At 63.4% G+C, this 18,180-nt stretch carries 20 protein-coding genes; 8 read left to right on the plus strand and 12 right to left on the minus strand.

Annotated features, from left to right (window positions below):
* Positions 1 to 9 precede the first annotated feature (9 nt).
* Entirely contained in the window at positions 10 to 981 is a 972-nt protein-coding gene (locus AWB78_RS16700) for a thymidylate synthase (RefSeq protein ID WP_062606108.1), read from the minus strand.
* Between the two features lie 149 nt (positions 982 to 1,130).
* Complete coding sequence (locus tag AWB78_RS16705; protein ID WP_062606109.1) at positions 1,131 to 2,510, minus strand: sigma-54 dependent transcriptional regulator; 1,380 nt, start codon at positions 2,508 to 2,510, stop codon at positions 1,131 to 1,133.
* Positions 2,511 to 3,467: 957 nt separating this feature from the next.
* Between AWB78_RS16705 and AWB78_RS16710 the strand changes: the two genes are divergently transcribed.
* On the plus strand, positions 3,468 to 3,965 hold the full coding sequence (locus AWB78_RS16710; RefSeq protein ID WP_062606111.1) for a dihydrofolate reductase: 498 nt from the start codon (positions 3,468 to 3,470) through the stop codon (positions 3,963 to 3,965).
* Positions 3,966 to 4,012: 47 nt separating this feature from the next.
* Here the strand turns inward: AWB78_RS16710 and pmbA are convergent, their stop codons facing one another.
* Complete coding sequence (gene pmbA / locus AWB78_RS16715; protein WP_062606113.1) at positions 4,013 to 5,383, minus strand: metalloprotease PmbA; 1,371 nt, start codon at positions 5,381 to 5,383, stop codon at positions 4,013 to 4,015.
* A gap of 201 nt (positions 5,384 to 5,584) precedes the next feature.
* Between pmbA and yjgA the strand changes: the two genes are divergently transcribed.
* Both yjgA and mog read left to right on the plus strand, forming a co-directional pair.
* Entirely contained in the window at positions 5,585 to 6,202 is a 618-nt protein-coding gene (gene yjgA / locus AWB78_RS16720) for a ribosome biogenesis factor YjgA (protein ID WP_062606115.1), read from the plus strand.
* A complete protein-coding gene (gene mog / locus AWB78_RS16725) occupies positions 6,183 to 6,806 on the plus strand; it encodes a molybdopterin adenylyltransferase (RefSeq protein ID WP_062606117.1) in 624 nt (207 codons plus the stop codon). Before yjgA ends, mog begins: the two co-directional genes overlap by 20 nt.
* Here mog and orn read toward each other — a convergent pair.
* Positions 6,803 to 7,411 (minus strand): oligoribonuclease, encoded by a 609-nt coding sequence (gene orn, locus AWB78_RS16730; RefSeq protein ID WP_062606119.1) that lies wholly within the window; start codon positions 7,409 to 7,411, stop codon positions 6,803 to 6,805. The genes mog and orn overlap by 4 nt on opposite strands.
* A 131-nt stretch (positions 7,412 to 7,542) precedes the next feature.
* On the opposite strand from orn, the gene AWB78_RS16735 reads away from it, so the two are divergent.
* Genes AWB78_RS16735 through AWB78_RS16745 form a run of 3 tightly spaced genes read left to right on the plus strand, consistent with a single transcriptional unit; the run spans position 7,543 to position 10,054 of the window.
* Complete coding sequence (locus AWB78_RS16735; protein WP_062606121.1) at positions 7,543 to 8,811, plus strand: M48 family metallopeptidase; 1,269 nt, start codon at positions 7,543 to 7,545, stop codon at positions 8,809 to 8,811.
* Positions 8,808 to 9,734 carry a ribosome small subunit-dependent GTPase A gene (gene rsgA, locus AWB78_RS16740; RefSeq protein ID WP_062606123.1) on the plus strand — a complete coding sequence of 309 codons (927 nt, stop codon included), beginning with the start codon at positions 8,808 to 8,810 and terminating at the stop codon, positions 9,732 to 9,734. The genes AWB78_RS16735 and rsgA overlap by 4 nt, the downstream gene beginning before the upstream one ends.
* Positions 9,731 to 10,054 carry a putative signal transducing protein gene (locus tag AWB78_RS16745; protein ID WP_062606125.1) on the plus strand — a complete coding sequence of 108 codons (324 nt, stop codon included), beginning with the start codon at positions 9,731 to 9,733 and terminating at the stop codon, positions 10,052 to 10,054. Before rsgA ends, AWB78_RS16745 begins: the two co-directional genes overlap by 4 nt.
* Here the strand turns inward: AWB78_RS16745 and AWB78_RS16750 are convergent, their stop codons facing one another.
* The 6 genes from AWB78_RS16750 to rpsP all read right to left on the minus strand — a co-directional run bounded on the left by AWB78_RS16750 (position 10,055) and on the right by rpsP (position 14,274).
* Positions 10,055 to 10,993, minus strand: a complete 939-nt coding sequence (locus AWB78_RS16750) for a CobD/CbiB family protein (RefSeq protein ID WP_062606127.1) — start codon at positions 10,991 to 10,993, stop codon at positions 10,055 to 10,057.
* 126 nt (positions 10,994 to 11,119) lie between these two features.
* Positions 11,120 to 11,773 carry a CoA pyrophosphatase gene (locus AWB78_RS16755; RefSeq protein ID WP_062606128.1) on the minus strand — a complete coding sequence of 218 codons (654 nt, stop codon included), beginning with the start codon at positions 11,771 to 11,773 and terminating at the stop codon, positions 11,120 to 11,122.
* A 157-nt stretch (positions 11,774 to 11,930) separates the two neighbouring features.
* Positions 11,931 to 12,317, minus strand: coding sequence for a 50S ribosomal protein L19 (gene rplS / locus AWB78_RS16760; RefSeq protein ID WP_062606130.1), 387 nt, complete (start codon positions 12,315 to 12,317; stop codon positions 11,931 to 11,933).
* Between the two features lie 130 nt (positions 12,318 to 12,447).
* Positions 12,448 to 13,218, minus strand: coding sequence for a tRNA (guanosine(37)-N1)-methyltransferase TrmD (gene trmD, locus AWB78_RS16765; RefSeq protein WP_062606132.1), 771 nt, complete (start codon positions 13,216 to 13,218; stop codon positions 12,448 to 12,450).
* Positions 13,219 to 13,243: 25 nt separating this feature from the next.
* Positions 13,244 to 13,966: a ribosome maturation factor RimM gene (rimM, locus tag AWB78_RS16770; RefSeq protein ID WP_062606134.1), complete on the minus strand. Its 723-nt coding sequence runs from the start codon at positions 13,964 to 13,966 to the stop codon at positions 13,244 to 13,246.
* A gap of 53 nt (positions 13,967 to 14,019) precedes the next feature.
* The gene (gene rpsP / locus AWB78_RS16775; protein ID WP_008342343.1) at positions 14,020 to 14,274 is read right to left on the minus strand and encodes a 30S ribosomal protein S16; all 255 of its coding nucleotides are present in this window, start codon (positions 14,272 to 14,274) and stop codon (positions 14,020 to 14,022) included.
* Between the two features lie 256 nt (positions 14,275 to 14,530).
* Between rpsP and AWB78_RS16780 the strand changes: the two genes are divergently transcribed.
* The gene (locus AWB78_RS16780; protein WP_062606136.1) at positions 14,531 to 15,034 is read left to right on the plus strand and encodes a TM2 domain-containing protein; all 504 of its coding nucleotides are present in this window, start codon (positions 14,531 to 14,533) and stop codon (positions 15,032 to 15,034) included.
* A 4-nt stretch (positions 15,035 to 15,038) separates the two neighbouring features.
* On the opposite strand, the gene AWB78_RS16785 is transcribed toward AWB78_RS16780, so the two are convergent.
* Positions 15,039 to 16,166 (minus strand): PA0069 family radical SAM protein, encoded by a 1,128-nt coding sequence (locus tag AWB78_RS16785; protein WP_062606138.1) that lies wholly within the window; start codon positions 16,164 to 16,166, stop codon positions 15,039 to 15,041.
* A 68-nt stretch (positions 16,167 to 16,234) separates the two neighbouring features.
* On the minus strand, positions 16,235 to 16,723 hold the full coding sequence (locus AWB78_RS16790) for an Lrp/AsnC ligand binding domain-containing protein (RefSeq protein WP_062606140.1): 489 nt from the start codon (positions 16,721 to 16,723) through the stop codon (positions 16,235 to 16,237).
* Between the two features lie 132 nt (positions 16,724 to 16,855).
* Between AWB78_RS16790 and AWB78_RS16795 the strand changes: the two genes are divergently transcribed.
* On the plus strand, positions 16,856 to 18,148 hold the full coding sequence (locus AWB78_RS16795) for a D-amino acid dehydrogenase (protein ID WP_062606142.1): 1,293 nt from the start codon (positions 16,856 to 16,858) through the stop codon (positions 18,146 to 18,148).
* Positions 18,149 to 18,180 lie beyond the last annotated feature (32 nt).

Consider the following 18,180-nt stretch of genomic DNA (forward strand, 5'->3'; position numbering starts at 1 on the left):
ACGATCGACTTACACCGCCATCGGCGCGGTGAGCGGCTCGTGATGCTTGTACCCTTCCAGCGCGAAATCCTTCGGCTCGATCTTCTCCAGCCATTCCGGCTCGTAGCGCTTCGTGACCGCGTAATCGGGCACGCGATCCGAAATGATGAGCTGCGGCGACGGCAACGGCTCGCGCTTCAACTGCTCGTGCAGCATGTCGAGCTGATTCTCGTAGATGTGCGCATCGCCGATGAAGTACGTGAACCAGCGCGGCTTATACCCCGTCAACCGGCCGACGAGATGCAGGAGCGCCGCGCCTTCGGTCAGATTGAACGGCGTGCCGAGCCCGACGTCGTTGCTGCGGATATACAGACATAGCGAGATTTCTCGCGTCGCCGCATTCGGGATGAACTGATACAGCAGATGACATGCGGGCAGCGCGATTTCGTCGAGCTTCGCCGGATTCCATGCATGAAACAGAATGCGACGGTCGGTGGGACGCTCGATGATCGTGTCGAGGCACTGCCGCAACTGATCGATCGCCTTGTAGAGCAGCACCTGCTCCCGCCCGTTCTCGACGAAACTCGTCACGAGCTGATAGCCGCGATTGGTGGCGTCGGCGATCTGATCGCCCGCGCAGGCGTCGACCAGCTTGTACGCGGGCCACTTGCGCCACTGCACGCCGTAGACGTCGCCGAGATCGTCCGGTCCCTGCCGGTAGGGATTTTCGAGCCACTGCGGGTTTTCGTTCGCGTTCGCGTCCCAGACCTTGCAGCCGAGCGCGCGGAAGTCCGCCGCGCTCTTCGACGCGCGCAGAAAGCCGACCAGCTCGCCGATCGCGGATTTGAACGCGAGCTTCTTCGTCGTCACCGCCGGAAAGCCTTGCTGCAAGTCGAAGCGCAGCATGGCGCCTGGAATGCTGATCGTGCGGATGCCCGTGCGGTTTTCCTGCCACGTGCCGGTATCGAGAATCGTCTGGACGAGCTCGAGATACTGTTTCATTCGATGTTCCCTGGGGTTTGCCGCGCGCCCTCGCGAACGGAAGGCGTAAAGAGAGATTTTACCAAGCGCCGGGAGCCGGCGCTCTAGTGCCGAGGCACGAAAAAACGGGCGCCCGAAGCGCCCGTCCGTGAATTCCGACGACCTCGCGGTCAGCCGCGCGTGGCGTGCTCCGACGGCGCATCGACCTCGATGTGACGCATGCCGTGCGCCGAGAGCAGGCGATACAGCGTCACGCGCGAGATGCCCAGCTCGTGCGCCGCGTCGCCGAGGCGTCCGCGATGGCGCAGCAGCGCGAGTTCGATCGCCTGCCGCTCCGCCGCCTCGCGCGCCTGCGCGAGCGAAACCGGCGCGACTTCGACATACTCGCCGAGTTCGAGATCGCGCGCGGTGATCTGACGCCCTTCCGACATCACGATCGCGCGCCGCACGCGGTTGATGAGTTCGCGGACGTTGCCCGGCCAGCCGTAGTTGTGGATCGCGGCGATCGCGTCGGGCGAAAAACCACGCAGACGCCGGCTCGCGTCCTTCTTGAAACGGTCGAGCATGTGCTTCGCGAGCAGCTCGATGTCCTTGCCGCGCGCGCGCAGCGGCGGCTCGTCGATCTGCAGCACGCACAGGCGGTGATACAGGTCGGCGCGAAAGCGCCCTTCGATCATCGCGGTCTGCATGTCGACGTGGGTCGCGGAGATGATGCGCACGTCCACCGGCGTCGAGCCGTGGCCGCCGAGGCGCTCCACCTTGCGTTCCTGCAGGAAGCGCAGCAGGCTCGCCTGGCTTTCGAGCGGCAGGTCGCCGATTTCATCGAGGAACAGCGTGCCGCCGTTGGCCGCTTCGACCCGGCCGATCTTGCGCTGGTTCGCGCCCGTGAACGCGCCGCGTTCGTAGCCGAAGAGCTCGGATTGCAGCAGATGCGCGGGAATCGCCCCGCAGTTGATCGCGACGAACGGCTGATCCCGGCGCGCCGATCGCTCGTGAATGGCGACCGCCGTCAGTTCCTTGCCGGTGCCCGATTCGCCTGAGATGAACACGGGCGCGTCAGTCATTGCGACCTTCCGGATCGAGCGGAACAGCGCGAGCATCGCGTCGCACGAGCCGACCATTTCGCCCTCGGCGCGGCCTTCGACGCGCGCATCATTCGAAGCGGCGTCGTGCAGCGCGACCATGCCATACGCATGACCGACGGAATCGACGATGCGGTCGTTCGACGTCGGCAGCGTCACGTAATCGAAACAATAATCGCGGATCAGCCGCCGCACGGCGGCATCCTCCAACTGGCCCGCAACGGTGGTCGCGACCCAGCCCACATTCGTCATAGTCAGCGACGATTCGAACGCCGCCAGTTCATGGGATTCGAAATGACTCGACAGATCCAGCAGACCGCCCGTCGCCAGATCGTTCCGCAATGCCTTGCGTGTATCGCGCGCGTTCGCGACGATTTCGATGTGCCAGCCGCGTTCCTCGAATCGCGCGCACAGCGTCTCGCTTGGATCGCGAGTCACATAGATGAGTTGCCGCCGAGCGACGTCCATTATTCAGATCCTTTGTTCAACATTCGTTGAAAAGGTCACGTAGTTCAGGCTCGCGACATCGCAGACTTCGTTGCCCTTGCACGTTTCTCTGGAAACGTCTGCACAGGGACTTGCCATTCGATACGTTGCCCCCGGAACACGGCGCGACCGAACCTGCACCGTCCACGAAACCCTTTATGTCTGATTCTGTGCCGTTTTTGAGAGACTACTATAACCCAAGAAACCCCGGAAACATATATCGCAAGAGTCGCCAGATTAGCCACAAAACCTTGATGGGACGGGCCTGGCGAGAATTTCTCACACGAATATCACTGTCTTTACGCACATTTTAATAAGACAAAAGCTTATACCGATTTGGCGAGAACTTCATGTTTTTCTGCCGTCATGTTTCAGAGGTGAAACGTTTTCCGGCAAAGTTTCGGCACGCGCTTACGTCTGATTATGGCGATTCGTTGTGCGGCAACGGTTCCCGGTAGTTGGCACAGTATTCGCTCAATTTGCAGCGCGCCGGAAGGTAAGAAATACCGTTTAATCAACGCATTCATACCTCGCCCCTGCACTCACCTTTGCTTAATCGTCATACCGGCCGGACGATTACTTTATTTCCGGTATTCACATACCCGGGAATAGTTACCTTGGATTATGTCGTCAAGATGGCTCTCGATAGTTCATTCAGGCGCGGGGAAACATCCGGCGCGCAGCGAAGCGGCGAGGAAGCAGAAGAACCTGCGTGGATGCGCGTGCCCGCCGTTCGTCCGACAGGCTCGGGGATCAGCGTCACGCTATGGGACGAAATCCCGCCCGGGCCGTCTCACGCGGCTGAGCCATTCGGCGACGGCTCGCCGGAGGAATGAGGCGGGCGGCGCATCGCGCGCCGGTCGGAACGGAAGCGTCGGTTAGAATCGGTGCCCCGGCGGCGCGGCCCGCGCGCGCCAGTTTGCCTCGACCTCTTTGCTCATGACGACGCTGACCCTCATCGTCGCCCGCGCGCGCAATGGCGTGATCGGACGCGACAATCAATTGCCCTGGCGCCTGCCGGAGGACCTCGCCTTCTTCAAGCGCACGACGATGGGCGCGCCCATCATCATGGGCCGCAAGACGCATGAATCGATCGGCCGGCCGCTGCCCGGGCGGCGCAATATCGTCGTGTCGCGCGACGCCGAGCGGCGTTATGAAGGCTGCGACGTCGTGACGAGCCTCGAAGCGGCGCTCGCACTGGAGCCGGCGAAGGAAGCGTTCCTGATCGGCGGCGCGCAGTTGTATCGCGATGCCATCCTCCGCGCCGACAAGCTGATCGTCACCGAGATCGACGCCGACTTCGACGGCGACACGCGCTTTCCCGCACCCGATCCGGCGCACTGGCGCGAGGTCTCGCGCGAAACGCATCGCGCGGCGCCGCCGAACGCGTTCGACTTCGCGTTCGTCACTTACGAGCGCATCGCCGCCGCGGAATGAAAAAAGCCCCGGACATTCCGGGGCTTTTGCGTTTCAGCCGACGCGGATCACTGCCCCGCGACCGTCATCCGTTCGATCAGCACGGAGCCGATTTCCTTCGTGCCGCGCACGACCGTATCCGCGCCGATCGCCTCGATATGGCGGAACATCTCCTGCAGCGTGCTGGCCACGGTGATTTCCTCCACGGCGTGCTGAATCTTGCCGTTCTCGACCCAGAAGCCCGACGCGCCGCGCGAATAATCGCCCGTCACGTAGTTCACGCCCTGCCCCATCAGCTCGGTGAGCAAAAGGCCGGTATCGAGTTTCTTCAGCATCGCCTCGAAATCGTCTTCGGGATTCGTTTGCTTGCTCCTCATCGTGAGATTGTGCGAGCCGCCCGCATTGCCGGTCGTCTGCATGCCGAGCTTGCGCGCGGAATACGTCGACAGGAAATAGCCTTGCACGACGCCATCCTCGACCACGTTGCGCCGCTGCGTGCGCACGCCTTCCTCGTCGAAAGGCGCGCTGCCCATGCCGCCCTTCACGTGCGGGTCCTCGACGATCTGGATATGCGGCGCGAACACCGGCTTGCCGAGACTGTCGACAAGAAACGTGGTCTTGCGATACAGCGCGCCGCCGCTCACCGCCTGCACGAACGCGCCGAGAATACCCGCCGCGAGCGGCGCCTCGAAGAGCACGCGGCACTTGCGCGTGTCGAGGCTCTTCGCGTTGAGGCGCGCGAGCGCGCGTTCGGCGGCGTAACGGCCGACCGCTTCCGGCGCGGCGAGCGCGGAAGCATCGCGCTTCGACGTGTACCAGTCGTCGCGCTGCATGTCGCGGCCGGCCGCCGCGATCGGCGCGCACGCGATGTAATGACGCGAATACGGATAGCCCGCCATGAAGCCGCGCGACGTGGCGAGCACGAACTGCGAATGCTGCGCCGAGACGCTCGCGCCTTCGGAGTTGGTCACGCGCTTGTCGACCGCGAACGCGGCTGCTTCCGCCCGACGCGCGATCTCCGCGGCCTCTTCGGCGTCGATGTCCCACGGGTGATACAGATCGAGATCCTGCGGCGTCTTCTCCAGCAATGCTTCTTCGGCGAGGCCCGCCGCGCTGTCCTCGGCCGTGAAGCGCGCGATGTTGTACGCGGCGGCGACCGTGTCGCGCAGCGCGTCGCGCGTGAAGTCGGCGGTGCTCGCGTTGCCGCGCTTCTTGCCGATGAACACCGTCACGCCGACCATCTTGTCGCGGTTGTGCTCGATCGTCTCGACTTCGCCGCGCCGCACGCTCACCGACAGGCCGTCGCCCTCGGAGATCTCGGTGGCGGCATCGCTCGCGCCGAGTTCCTTCGCGTAGCGCAGGATGTCGGAGGCGATCTCCTTCAGCTCGTCCTGCGTGTGCGGGAAGTAGCGTTGCTTGACGTCCATGTCTGCTGCCATGTTGGGTTGCCTTTGGAAGCCGGGCGGTGTGCGCCCGCGCGTGTCGTGGTTGCTTCGGAATGCCGGGCTCGAAGCGCTCGCAATCGAACGCCGAACAGCGGATCGACGTATCACGCGATCATAGCAAGGACAGCGCGCATTGACCCGCCAAGCTTCGGCGCGCGGTTCGGGCGCGATGCGGGCGCAAGCTACAATGTCGGGATGAACCGTAAAACCCGCATTCAACCGATCGATTCCGGCCGCGACGACGCGCGCGAGACCGACGAAAACGGCTACGACCGCCCGAGCAAATCCCAGCTGAAGCGCGAAATGCACGCGCTGCAGGAGCTGGGCGAAGCGCTCATCGCGCTGCCGAAAGACGCGCTCAAACGCATGCCGATGCCCGAGGATCTCGGCGACGCCGTGCGCGAGGCGCGCCGCATCACCGATCACGAGGGCAAGCGCCGCCAGTTGCAATACGTCGGCAAGGTCATGCGCTCGCTGACCGAAGACGAAATCGCTGCGCTGCGCACCGCGCTGGACACGCATCGCGGCGTGAACAAGGCCGAAACCGCGCGGATGCACTGGATCGAGCGCACGCGCGAGCAGCTTCTCGCCGACGACGCCGCGCTCACCGAATTCATCCGCAATCATCCGGGCGTCGATCCGCAGGAAGGCCGCACGCTGATCCGCAACGCGCGCAAGGAGCGTCAGCAGCAGAAGCCGCCGCGCTATTACCGCGAGCTGTTCCAGTGGATCAAGAACGCGGCGGGCGTGACCGATGAAGACGAAGACATCGAAGGCGACGAGGACGATCGCGATGACGAAACCGAAGCGTAATCATCCGGACGAACTGATCGTCGGACTCGTGTCGATCAGCGATCGCGCGTCTCAAGGCGTCTACGAGGACAAGGGCTTGCCGTCGTTGCAGGCGTGGCTCGGCGAGGCGCTCACGACGCCCTTTCGCGCCGAGACGCGCTTGATCCAGGACGACGCGGCCACGATTTCCGCGACGCTCGTCGAGCTCGTCGACACGCACGGCTGCGATCTCGTGCTGACGACGGGCGGCACCGGCCCCGCGCGCCGCGACGTGACGCCGGAAGCGACACTCGCCGTCGCCACGAAGCCGATGCCCGGCTTCGGTGAGCAGATGCGCCAGATCAGCCTGAATTTCGTGCCGACCGCGATTCTTTCGCGGCAGGTCGCGGTGATTCGCGAAACGGACGATCACGCCGCGCTGATCATCAATCTGCCGGGGCAGCCGAAGTCGATCCGCGAGACGCTCGAAGGCCTCAAAGACGAGAACGGCAAGGCGAAAGTGCCGGGCATTTTCGCGGCGGTACCGTATTGCATCGATCTGATCGGCGGGCCTTATATCGAAACGCGGGCGGAAGTCGTCGCCGCGTTCCGCCCGAAGAGCGCGATCCGCCCGCCGAAAGATTAGGACGCGGCGGCCGGCGCCGACGGAATCAGGAAGTGCTCGCGGTAATACTTGAGCTCGTCGATCGACTCGTGGATGTCCGCGAGTGCCGTGTGCATCGCGCGCTTCTGGAAGCCCTTGTAGATCGCCGGCTGCCAGCGGCGGCACAGTTCCTTCAGGGTGCTGACGTCGAGATTGCGGTAGTGGAAGAAGGTTTCCAGCTCCGGCATCCAGCGCGCCATGAAACGTCGGTCCTGGCAGATCGAATTGCCGCACATCGGAGACTTGCCGGGCGGCACGTACTGGCCGAGAAAATCGCGGATCTGGCGCGTGGCTTCGGCTTCATCGACCGTCGATGCCTTCACGCGCTCGGTCAGCCCCGAGCGGCCGTGCGTATTGCGGTTCCACTCGTCCATGCGGCCGAGCGTTTCGTCCGACTGATGAATCGCGAGCACCGGCCCTTCCACCATCTTGTCGAGCGTCGAATTCGTCACGACCACCGCGATCTCGATGATGCGATCGTTGTCCGGATCGAGACCGGTCATCTCCATATCGAGCCACACGAGATTCATGTCGCTGCGCACGAGCGCGTTTTCGTCTGATTCGGGAGTGGCGGAGATGTCGGTCATGAAAGCGGCCTGAGAGGTGGGAATGCCGTGCCCGCTCGCTGTCTTGCTCGTTGCGGGATGTCGGATTCGACACTGCGCGGCGGCACGGCCAAGAACCTATAATTCTCGCATAGTTCAATCGGAATGCCCGGATGGCCAACCTCACACTCGCCTTCTCGACGATCTTCGTCGTCGCCCTCGTCGCGATGGTCTCGACCAAGCTCTGGCTCGCGTCGCGGCAGATTCGCCACGTCGCCGCGCATCGCAACGGCGTGCCCGCGCAGTTTTCCGGCACGATCCCGCTCACCGCGCATCAGCGCGCCGCGGATTACACCGTCGAACGCACCCGCCTCACGATGATCGAGGTCGTCACGAGCGCGGTCGTGCTCGTCGCGCTGACGCTGCTCGGCGGCGTGCAGGCGCTCGATCTCGCCATCTCGGACTGGCTCGGGCGCGGCTATCTCGGACAGATCGCGCTGGTGGCGTCGGTCGTCGCGATCACGAGCGTCATCGACCTGCCGTTCGATTACATCCGCCATTTCGTGATCGAGGAAAAGTTCGGCTTCAACCGCATGTCGAAGAAGCTCTTCTTCGTCGATCTGGTGAAGGGCACGCTGCTCGCGATCGTCATCGGCGCGCCGCTTCTGCTGCTCACGCTCTGGCTGATGGACCGCGCCGGCACCTTCTGGTGGCTCTGGACGTGGATGGTGTGGGTCGCGTTCCAGTTGCTCGCGATGATCATCTATCCGACCTTCATCGCTCCGCTCTTCAACAAGTTCGAGCCGCTGAAGGACGAGGCGCTCGTCGCGCGCATCACGAATCTGATGTCGCGCACCGGCTTCGCGGCCAAGGGCCTGTTCGTGATGGACGGCAGCCGCCGCTCGGCGCACGGCAACGCGTATTTCACGGGCTTCGGCGCGGCAAAGCGCATCGTGTTCTTCGATACCCTGCTCGCGCGCCTTTCCGGCAGCGAAATCGAAGCGGTGCTGGCGCATGAACTCGGCCACTTCAAGCGCCGTCACGTGCTGAAGCTGATGATCGTCATGTTCGGCATCAGCCTCGCGATGCTCGCGCTGCTCGGCTGGCTCATTCAAACGACGTGGTTCTACGAAGGCCTGGGCGTGCGGCCGTCGCTCGTCGGCAGCAACAACGGGCTCGCGCTCGTGCTGTTCATGCTCGTGCTGCCGGTGTTCATGTTCTTCATCACGCCGCTCGGCAGCCTGACATCGCGCAAGAACGAGTTCGAAGCCGATGCCTTCGCCGCGAGCCAGACCGATCCGAAGGATCTCGTGAACGCGCTCGTGAAGCTCTACGAGGACAACGCGTCGACGCTCACGCCCGATCCCATCTACACCGCGTTCTACTATTCGCATCCACCCGCCTCGCAGCGCATCGACCGCCTGATGCAGCACGCCGCATGACGCGCGGCTCCAGGCGTCCGGGTGTGGGCGCGCGACTCGAAGGCACCGTGATCGCAGCGCATGGGCGGCACTATCTCGTAACGCCCGAAGACGGCGGCGCGATGCTCCAGTGCTTCCCGCGCGGCAAGCGAAGCGAAGTGGCCGTGGGCGACCGCGTGAGCTACGAGCAATCGTCGGCGGATCAGGGCGTGATCGTCGAAATCGGCGAGCGGCGCAATCTGCTGTATCGCTCGGACCAGTTCAAGTCGAAGCTCTTCGCCGCGAATCTCGATCAACTGCTGATCGTGCTCGCCACCGAGCCGCACTTCAGCGAGGATCTGCTCGGGCGCGCGCTGATCGCGGCGGAGGCGCATGGACTGGAATCGCTGATCGTGTTGAACAAGATCGACGTCGAAAGCGCGCTGCCGCTCGCGCGCGAACGTCTCGCGCCGTATCGCGAGCTCGGCTACACGGTCATCGAGCTGTCCGCGAAAATGGCACCCGGCAATGTGCACCCGCAACTCGACGCGCGCCTCAAAGACCGCTCGACGATCCTGCTCGGCCAGTCCGGCATGGGCAAATCGACGCTCGTGAACCTGCTCGTCCCCGATGCCGATGCCGCGACGCGCGAGATTTCCTCGGCGCTCAACAGCGGCCGTCACACGACCACGTTCACGCGACTCTACGACCTGCCCGGCGGCGGCGCGCTCATCGACTCGCCGGGTTTTCAGGAGTTCGGCCTGCATCACTTGTCCGAGGGCCAACTCGAGCGTGCGTTCGCGGATTTCCGGCCGTATCTCGGCCACTGCCGCTTCTACAACTGCCATCATCTGCACGAGCCCGGCTGCGCGGTGCTCGAAGCGGTCGAAGCCGGCAAGATCAGGCCCGAGCGCCACGCGCTCTACGCGCAACTCGTTCACGAAGCCAGCCAGATCGTTCGATGAAGCGGCTCACGCGCGCCCCCAACCTGATCACGGCGCAGCATTGGGTGAACGTGCTGGCGGCCGCGGGCGTGCCTTGCGAGTTGCATAACCGCTATCTGAACGGCGCGATGGGCGAGATTCCGGCGGATCAGTGCGCGCCGGAGATATGGATCGTCGACGATCGCGACGAAGCGCTTGCGCTGCGCCTTCTGGAGGGCGCACGAAAAGGGCCGGACGCGAACGCCCGGCCCTGGAAATGCAAGCAATGCGGCGAATGGCTGGAGCCGCAGTTCACTGTGTGCTGGCAGTGTCAGACGGCGCGCGATCCCCTGGACGACTGACTACGCCAGCCATACGGCGATGGTCAGCATCAGCAGCAGCAACATCCACAGAATCACGGCGCGCCACACGAGGCCGACCGCCGATTGCAGCGTGCGCGGCGTGCAGTCGTCGCCGACGGGCAGCGGGCTCGCTTCGCCGACGGCCAGCGCCTCGACCGAAAGCGGTTCGGCGAGCGGCCCCGCGAGACGCGCGCCCAGCGCGCCACTGCCCGCGGCGAGCAACACGCCCTCGTTCGCGTCCGGCCACTGGCGCGCGTGATTGCGCCACGCGTAGATCGCGTCCTCGAAATTGCCGACGATCGCAAAGCCGAGCGCGGTCAGGCGCGCGGGCACCCAATCGATGATGAAAAACGCGCGCTGCGCGAACGACGAGAACTCGGCGGTGCGCTCCGGATTCGGCTTCGACCACGCGCGCGCCAGATATTCCGCGATCCGATAAAGCACCGCGCCCGCCGGGCCGATCGGAATCAGGAACCAGAAGAACACGCCGAATACATGCCGATGCGACGCCACGACCGCGTGGACCAGCGTATGACGCACGATTTCGCTGACGGGCATGTCGACCGTGTCCATGCCGGTCCATTCGGTCAGCACTTCGCGCGCGCGCGGCACGTCGTCGTTGTTGAGCGCGAGGTGGATGTCGGTGAAATAGTGGCTGAACTGACGGAAGCCGAGCGTGAAATACACGATCACCACGTTCCACAGGAATGCCAGAACGAAGTTGATGTGGTACAGCACGTAATAGACGAGCCCGACGACGAGCGTCCAGGGCAACACGACGACGAGCCACGCGACAATGCCGTGCTTCTCCTTGCCGGCGTCGAAACCATGCGCGGTGGATTCCGCATGGTATTGAAGCAACGCCGAAATCGGATTGTGCGGCGACAGCGCGCGCACTTGCTCGATGATGAGAGCCAGCAATACGGAGAAAAAAGTCATGCGAAGCGCCGAAACGGTCGGTTTAGTTCGAGTTTCGCGTAACGATAGCACAGCGCCTGTCGCGTTTTGCGTGCGAAGCCATCGCGCTCGCAATCGCAGCAATGCGCACTTCGCGCGCGCTTTCGCTCAAGCCGCGAGGAAGCGGTAGAAATTGCGCAACATGCCCGCCGTTGCGCCCCAGATGAAATAGGGCGCCTTTCTTTCGCCCGGCACATAAGGCATGGCAAAAAAACGACGCTCGCCGCCTTCCCAGCGAAACACGCGCACTTCGTGGTTCGCCGGATTCATGAGCCACGCGAGCGGGACCTCGAAGATATCGGCGACTTCGCGCGTGTCGGCCTCGAGCGTGAACGGCGGATACACGAGGGCGACGATCGGCGTCACCTTGAAGCCCGTGCCCGTCAGATATTCGGGCATCGCGCCGACGATCTCGCAATGCTCCGCGCCCAGGCCCACTTCTTCGTTGGCTTCGCGCAGCGCCGTGGCGGCGGCATCGGCGTCTTCGGGTTCGCGGCGGCCGCCGGGAAAACTGATCTGCCCCGCATGATCGGAGAGATGATCGGCGCGCTGCGTCAGCAGCACCGTCAGCCCGCCTTCGCGCACGACGAGCGGCACCAGCACCGACGCCACGCGCGGATCGCCGCCGATTGCCTTGATGCGTTGCTCGCGCTCTTCCTGAGACCAGTGGAGATTCATCGCGAAACGCGCGCGCAAACCCTCAGGCGTGAGGCGCTCGGGCGGAACCGGCGGGAGAGTCTCACCCGTCGTCAGGACGGGCATCTTTTCGGGTTCGAGGATGCGAGGAGTCGAAGTCTTGCCGGTGGACACGGGTCGGAAATGGGTCTGTCGAAGACTCAATTGGAACACACCAAAGAAAAAAGCACCCACATGGGGTGCTTTTTCCGTACTGCGTCTGACAAGGGACCGACCTGGCCGATTACTCCGCCGAGGCAGTCTTGTCCTTGAAGACCAGCTTTTCCTTGATTCGAGCCGACTTGCCCGAACGCTCGCGCAGGTAGTAGAGCTTAGCGCGGCGAACATCACCACGGCGCTTCACGACGATGCTCGCGAGCAGCGGCGAGTAAGTCTGGAACGTACGCTCGACGCCTTCGCCCGACGAAATCTTGCGGACGATGAAGTTCGAGTTCAGGCCACGGTTACGCTTCGCGATGACGACGCCTTCGTATGCCTGGACACGCTTACGCGTGCCTTCGACCACGTTCACGTTGACGACGACGGTATCGCCCGGCGCGAAGTCGGGGATGGTCTTCTCGCCCAGAACGCGTGCGATCTCTTCCTTCTCGAGTTGCTCAATCAGATTCATTACTGACTCCTTGTGCCATCTTGCCGGAGTTGCGTGCCTTGTTTTGAGTCAGGCCCCGGTAGAGGATGGGTTTGCTTCAGGCGCCGACTTCGAGCCGGCACCCCCATTTTCCCGCTCGTCCGCCCGAAGCCTATGCGGGCTTCGACGCTTCCTTCGCGAGTTCTGCGAGCCATGCCTCATCGGCACGGCTCAACATCTTGCCTGCGCGCGCCCGCTCGATCAGATCGGGCCGCTTGTTGAATGTGTTGCGCAATGCTTCGCGCCTGCGCCACGCGTCGATTTCCTTGTGATGGCCGCCGAGCAGCACATCCGGAACCCGCGTGCCTTCGTACTCTTCCGGCCGCGTGTAATGCGGACAATCGAGCAATACGTCGACGAAACTGTCCTGCACCGCCGATTGCGCGTCGTTCAGCACGCCGGGCAACTGGCGCACGACTGCGTCCATCAGCGCCATCGCGGGAAGCTCTCCGCCGGACAGAACGAAATCGCCGAGGCTCACTTCTTCGTCCACTTCGCGGTCGATCAGACGCTGGTCGATCGCTTCGTAACGGCCGCACAGCAGCACGAGACCGGGTTCCTGCGCGAACCGCATGACGCGGTCGTGGTCCAGCTTCGCACCTTGCGGCGACATCATCACGACGCGCGTCGACGTAATGCCCTGCTCGCGCTGCGCAGCCTTCGCCGCGTTGATCGCGTCTTCGAGCGGACGCGCCAGCATGACCATGCCGGGGCCGCCGCCGTACGGGCGATCGTCGACGGTGCGGTAGTTGTCCGTGGTGAAATCGCGCGGATTCCACGTGCGCAGACCGAACCGCTCCTGCTTCACCGCCCGGCTGGTGATACCCCAGTCGGTCAGCGCGCGAAACATTTCGGGAAAGAGCGTCACGACATCGAACTGCATCGCTCTCTCCGTAACGTGCCGATGTTCAATAGTCAGCGTCCCAGTCGACGACGATACGTTTCGCCGCCCGGTCCACCGTCTTCACATACACGCCGACGAACGGAATCAGCCGCTCGCCGGTGACGGCCTTGCCATCCTTGTCAGCGTCCGGATACTCGATCCGCAGGATGGAATGCGCGCCGTTGTCGATGAGATCGGCGACGCGGCCAAGCGCGACGCCCGCCTCATTCTCGACATCCAGGCCGATGAGATCGACCCAGTAAAATTCGTCTTCGCTGTCGAGCTTCGGGAAATCGCTGCGCGCGATATGCACCGAGTGGCCTTTCAGCGACATGGCCGCATCGCGGTCTTCGCAGCCGCCCAGACGCGCGACGATGGTATCGGCGTGCACCTTCGACTGCAGACAGCGCGCGGACTTGCGATCGCGGCCCTTCACGAGCCACCAGCGTTTCGCGCTCAGAAGCGCGTCGCCGCCCTGCTTGCCGTTGGCGTGCGGTACGACCTTGACCCAGCCTTTGAGACCGTAGGCATCGGTGATGAAACCGACTTCGACGGCATCGTCAGGCAAAGCCTCGATCGACTCGATTACGTCTCCGGACTTGTTTGCGCTCGAAACGTCGACCGCCACGCGACGCGCGCCCGGCTTGCGGACAAACGCACCAAACGTGGCGGCACCTTCATCTTGCCCCGGCTTCGGTTTGCCGATGCTTCCGGAAGCGCGTCCGGATTCAGAATCGCGCGTGGACATCGGCGAACCTTTGGGCAGGTTTCGAGCGGTTGCTACAGCGTCGACGAGCGAGCTTAAGCAGCCGGCTGGGCTTGCTGAGCTTGCTTGACCAGGCGCTCGACGGTCGGCGACAGTTGCGCGCCGACGCCTTGCCAGTACGTCAGGCGGTCCTGAGCGATACGCAGCGACTCGCCCTTCGTGGCGACCGGGTTGTAGAAGCCAACGCGCTCGATGAAGCGGCCGTCACGGCGGCTACGCGAATCGGTTGCGACGATGTTGTAGAACGGGCGCTTCTTCGAGCCGCCACGAGCCAAGCGGATGATGACCATGCTGAAATCCTTGAAAACCGGGGTTCGGAACTACGAGAACAGGCGATTATAGCCGGATTCCGACGCCCTAACAAACACTTAACGCATTTTTTGGATGATAGGCGCTGCTCGCGCGGAATCCGACGCGTTTCCGGATACCGGAAATCACGCCGATGCGGCAACGCGCCCTTGGTGGCGGGCGCGGTCGTCGGCGTAAAATGGCAGACCGGCGCCGGTTCGAAACCGCGCCCGCCTCCTCTCACCACCGCTTTCGCTGATGACTTCCTCGTCCGTCGCCACACAATCCGGCTCCAAGCCGGCCGGCAAGCAGGTTCCGCCGTATTTCCGCTCGAAGACGCTCACCGCGGCGCTCGCTTTCCTGTTCGGCTACATCGGTCTGCACCGCTTCTATCTGTATGGCATGCGCGACAAATGGGGCTGGGCGCACATCGTCGGCATCGTATTGGGCGCGTTCGGCTATCTGCTGCTCGCGGAAACCGAGCGCACGTCGATTCTGGGCTGGGCGATGGCGTTTCCGGGCGCCCTTTCGCTGCTCGCCGCGTTTCTGTCGGCCATCGTCTACGGCTTGCGGCCGGACGCCAAATGGGATGCGCAGTTCAACGCCCATACCGGCCGCAACAGCCGTTCCGGCTGGACCGTCATCTTCGTCGTGATGTTCTCGCTGCTGATCGGCGCCTTCTTGCTGATGACCGGCCTCGCGCTCACCTTTCAGACGTACTTCGAGAGCCAGATCGAAGCAGCGAAGACGCTGTCGCAATAAAACGTCAGAAGAGATCGAGCTGAGGGCTGGCGGGCGGTGCGGCATGCTTCGCCGGCCGCTGAAACTCGGACATGTCGAGAATGCCGCGCTGCCGCGCGTTCAGTCCGAGACGCCTGGTCGCCTTCTGAAAGCGCTGCTTGAGCATATCCGCCCACAGGCCCTCGCCTTTCATCCGAGTGGCGAAGTTCGAGTCGTAGTCCTTCCCTCCGCGCATGTCGCGCACGCGGCTCATCACGCGATCCGCGCGATCAGGAAAATGCGCAGCCAGCCAGTCCTTGAAGAGCGGCGCCACTTCCCACGGCAGACGCAGCACGATATAGCTCGCGCTCGTCGCGCCCGCTTCCGCACATGCTTCCAGCACGCGCTCCATATCCTGCTCTGTCACGAACGGAATGACCGGCGCGATGCTCACGCCCACCGGAATGCCGGTTTCGGCGAGCGTGCGGATGGTGCGCAGGCGCCGCGCCGGCGTTGCCGCGCGGGGTTCCAGCGTGCGCGCGATGTCGGCGTCGAGCGTCGTAACGGTGATCGCCGCCATGACCTGGCCGCGCTCGGCCATCGGCGCGAGCAGGTCGATGTCGCGTTCGATCAGCGACGACTTGGTGATAGCGGCGAACGGATGCCCGCAGTCGTGAAGGATCTGAATCACGCGCCGCGTGAGCTGCAGTTCGCGCTCGACCGGCTGATAGGCGTCCGTATTCACGCCGAGCGCGATCGGATCGGGTTCGTAGTTCGGTTTCGCCAGTTCACGCTCGAGCAGGTCGGGTGCGTTGATCTTCGCGTAGATGCGGCTTTCGAAATCGAGTCCCGGCGAGAGTCCGAGATAGCTGTGCGTCGGGCGCGCGAAGCAATAAATGCAGCCGTGTTCGCACCCGCGATACGGGTTCAGCGACGCGGTGAACGGAATGTCCGGCGAGCTGTTGCGCGTGAGGATGCTCTTCGCGTGTTCCTCGAAAACCTGCGTGCGCAACGGCGGCGCACCATCGTTCTCGGGATCGTCGACGTGCTGCCAGCCGTCGTCGACGCGTTCGCGTTCGTCCTTTTCGTAGCGGCCCTGGATATTCGTAACCGCGCCGCGCCCCTTCAACGGAGCGGGCGGTGCAACGGGATACTCACGATCGGGCGATGACATTGCGACGGAAATCCAACGATTGATACTGTATAAATATACAGTATCGCGCCTTCATCGCAAGCGAAAAATCACGTCTCGACGAGAATCTTGAGCGTCTCCTTGATCTCTTCCATCACCACATAACTCTTGGACTGCACCGCGCCCGGCAACTGCAGCAGGATGTCGCCGAGCAGCTTGCGATAGTCCGCCATCTCACCGATGCGTGCCTTGATCAGATAGTCAAACTCACCGGATACCAGATGGCATTCGAGCACTTCCGGAATCTTCTGCACCTCGCGCCGGAACTGCTCGAACATGTTGCCGCTCTTGTGATCGAGCGTGATCTCGACGAAAACCAGCAGCGCCGCACCCAGTTCCGTTGGGTTCACGCGCGCGTAATAGCCCATGATGACGCCGTCGCGCTCCATGCGCTTGACGCGCTCGATGCAAGGCGTCACCGACAACCCGACGCGCTCCGCGAGATCCTTCATCGCGATGCGGCCGTCCTCCTGAAGGATGTTCAGGATCTTGTGATCGAGCTTGTCGAGCGCGCGGACCGGATTTCGCTGTGTTCGCATTGGTTTTTCCTGAAAATCGCCCAAATACAATAACTAAAACTGGCTCGATCTCAATACTATAGTCGATAACACTAGACGGACAGAGTGTCGCAGGTTTGACAGGCTGTCCAGCGAAATCGAACTGGAGATCACATGCGAATCGTTATTCTCGGAAGCGGCGTCGTTGGCGTGACGAGCGCGTATTACCTTGCTCGCGCCGGCCACGAAGTCACGGTCATCGACCGCGAAGCAGGCCCCGCCCTCGAAACGAGTTTCGCGAATGCCGGACAGATCTCCCCGGGTTACGCATCGCCGTGGGCCGCACCTGGCGTGCCGCTCAAGGCCGTCAAATGGATGTTCGAGAAGCATGCGCCGCTCGCGATCCGCCTCGACGGCACGATGAACCAGCTGCAATGGATGTGGCAAATGCTGCGCAATTGCACGCAGGATCGCTATACGGTGAACAAGGGCCGCATGGTGCGCCTCGCCGAATACAGCCGCGACTGCCTGCAAGCCTTGCGCGCCGACACTGGCATTCACTATGAAGGCCGCACCGGCGGCACGCTGCAACTGTTCCGCACGCAACAGCAATTCGACGGCGCAGGCAAGGACATCGCGGTTCTGAAGGACGCCAACGTGCCGTTCGAGCTGCTCACCGCCGACGAGCTGAAGAAGGCCGAACCCGCGCTCGCCGCCGTTTCGCACAAGCTGACGGGCGGCCTGCGCCTGCCGAACGACGAAACCGGCGACTGCCAGATGTTCACGACGCGCCTCGCCGCCATGGCCGAAGCGCTGGGCGTCAAGTTCCGCTACAACACGTCGATCGATGCGCTCGCCGTCGCCAACGGCCGCATCGCGGGCGTGCAGTGCGGCAAGGAGCTGGTGACGGCGGATTCGTATGTCGTCGCGCTCGGCTCGTACTCGCCGAAGCTGCTCGGCGATCTGATCAAGATTCCGGTTTATCCGCTGAAGGGCTATTCGATCACCGCGCCGATCGTCGATACGAACCGCGCGCCGGTGTCGACCGTGCTCGACGAAACGTACAAGATCGCGATCACGCGTTTCGACGACCGCATCCGCGTGGGCGGCATGGCGGAAATCGTCGGCTATGACAAGAAGCTGAAGAATGCGCGCCGCGAGACGCTCGAAATGTGCGTGAACGACCTGTTCCCGGGCGGCGGCGACACGGCGAGCGCCACGTTCTGGACCGGCCTGCGCCCGATGACGCCGGACGGCACGCCGATCGTCGGCCGCACGCCGGTGCCGAACCTGTTCCTCAACACGGGACACGGCACGCTCGGCTGGACGATGTCGTGCGGCTCCGGCCAGTTGCTCGCGGATCTGATGTCCGGCAAACAGCCCGCGATCCGCGCGGACGATCTGTCGGTGCATCGCTACTTCGGCGATGTCGGCGTAAATACGCGTCCGGGATACGCGAACGCGTAATTCATCTGATGCACGAAAGAACAAAGGCGCCT

The sequence above is a fragment of the Caballeronia calidae genome, assembly GCF_900044055.2.
Taxonomy (GTDB): Bacteria; Pseudomonadota; Gammaproteobacteria; order Burkholderiales; family Burkholderiaceae; genus Caballeronia; species Caballeronia calidae.

Excerpts from the sequence above, each read along its gene's own strand:
- AWB78_RS16700 (WP_062606108.1), bottom strand. The coding sequence starts at position 981 with ATGAAACAGTATCTCGAGCTCGTCCAGACGATTCTCGATACCGGCACG.
- AWB78_RS16705 (WP_062606109.1), bottom strand. The coding sequence starts at position 2,510 with ATGGACGTCGCTCGGCGGCAACTCATCTATGTGACTCGCGATCCAAGC.
- AWB78_RS16710 (WP_062606111.1), top strand. The coding sequence starts at position 3,468 with ATGACGACGCTGACCCTCATCGTCGCCCGCGCGCGCAATGGCGTGATC.
- pmbA (WP_062606113.1), bottom strand. The coding sequence starts at position 5,383 with ATGGCAGCAGACATGGACGTCAAGCAACGCTACTTCCCGCACACGCAG.
- yjgA (WP_062606115.1), top strand. The coding sequence starts at position 5,585 with ATGAACCGTAAAACCCGCATTCAACCGATCGATTCCGGCCGCGACGAC.
- mog (WP_062606117.1), top strand. The coding sequence starts at position 6,183 with ATGACGAAACCGAAGCGTAATCATCCGGACGAACTGATCGTCGGACTC.
- orn (WP_062606119.1), bottom strand. The coding sequence starts at position 7,411 with ATGACCGACATCTCCGCCACTCCCGAATCAGACGAAAACGCGCTCGTG.
- AWB78_RS16735 (WP_062606121.1), top strand. The coding sequence starts at position 7,543 with ATGGCCAACCTCACACTCGCCTTCTCGACGATCTTCGTCGTCGCCCTC.
- rsgA (WP_062606123.1), top strand. The coding sequence starts at position 8,808 with ATGACGCGCGGCTCCAGGCGTCCGGGTGTGGGCGCGCGACTCGAAGGC.
- AWB78_RS16745 (WP_062606125.1), top strand. The coding sequence starts at position 9,731 with ATGAAGCGGCTCACGCGCGCCCCCAACCTGATCACGGCGCAGCATTGG.
- AWB78_RS16750 (WP_062606127.1), bottom strand. The coding sequence starts at position 10,993 with ATGACTTTTTTCTCCGTATTGCTGGCTCTCATCATCGAGCAAGTGCGC.
- AWB78_RS16755 (WP_062606128.1), bottom strand. The coding sequence starts at position 11,773 with ATGCCCGTCCTGACGACGGGTGAGACTCTCCCGCCGGTTCCGCCCGAG.
- rplS (WP_062606130.1), bottom strand. The coding sequence starts at position 12,317 with ATGAATCTGATTGAGCAACTCGAGAAGGAAGAGATCGCACGCGTTCTG.
- trmD (WP_062606132.1), bottom strand. The coding sequence starts at position 13,218 with ATGCAGTTCGATGTCGTGACGCTCTTTCCCGAAATGTTTCGCGCGCTG.
- rimM (WP_062606134.1), bottom strand. The coding sequence starts at position 13,966 with ATGTCCACGCGCGATTCTGAATCCGGACGCGCTTCCGGAAGCATCGGC.
- rpsP (WP_008342343.1), bottom strand. The coding sequence starts at position 14,274 with ATGGTCATCATCCGCTTGGCTCGTGGCGGCTCGAAGAAGCGCCCGTTC.
- AWB78_RS16780 (WP_062606136.1), top strand. The coding sequence starts at position 14,531 with ATGACTTCCTCGTCCGTCGCCACACAATCCGGCTCCAAGCCGGCCGGC.
- AWB78_RS16785 (WP_062606138.1), bottom strand. The coding sequence starts at position 16,166 with ATGTCATCGCCCGATCGTGAGTATCCCGTTGCACCGCCCGCTCCGTTG.
- AWB78_RS16790 (WP_062606140.1), bottom strand. The coding sequence starts at position 16,723 with ATGCGAACACAGCGAAATCCGGTCCGCGCGCTCGACAAGCTCGATCAC.
- AWB78_RS16795 (WP_062606142.1), top strand. The coding sequence starts at position 16,856 with ATGCGAATCGTTATTCTCGGAAGCGGCGTCGTTGGCGTGACGAGCGCG.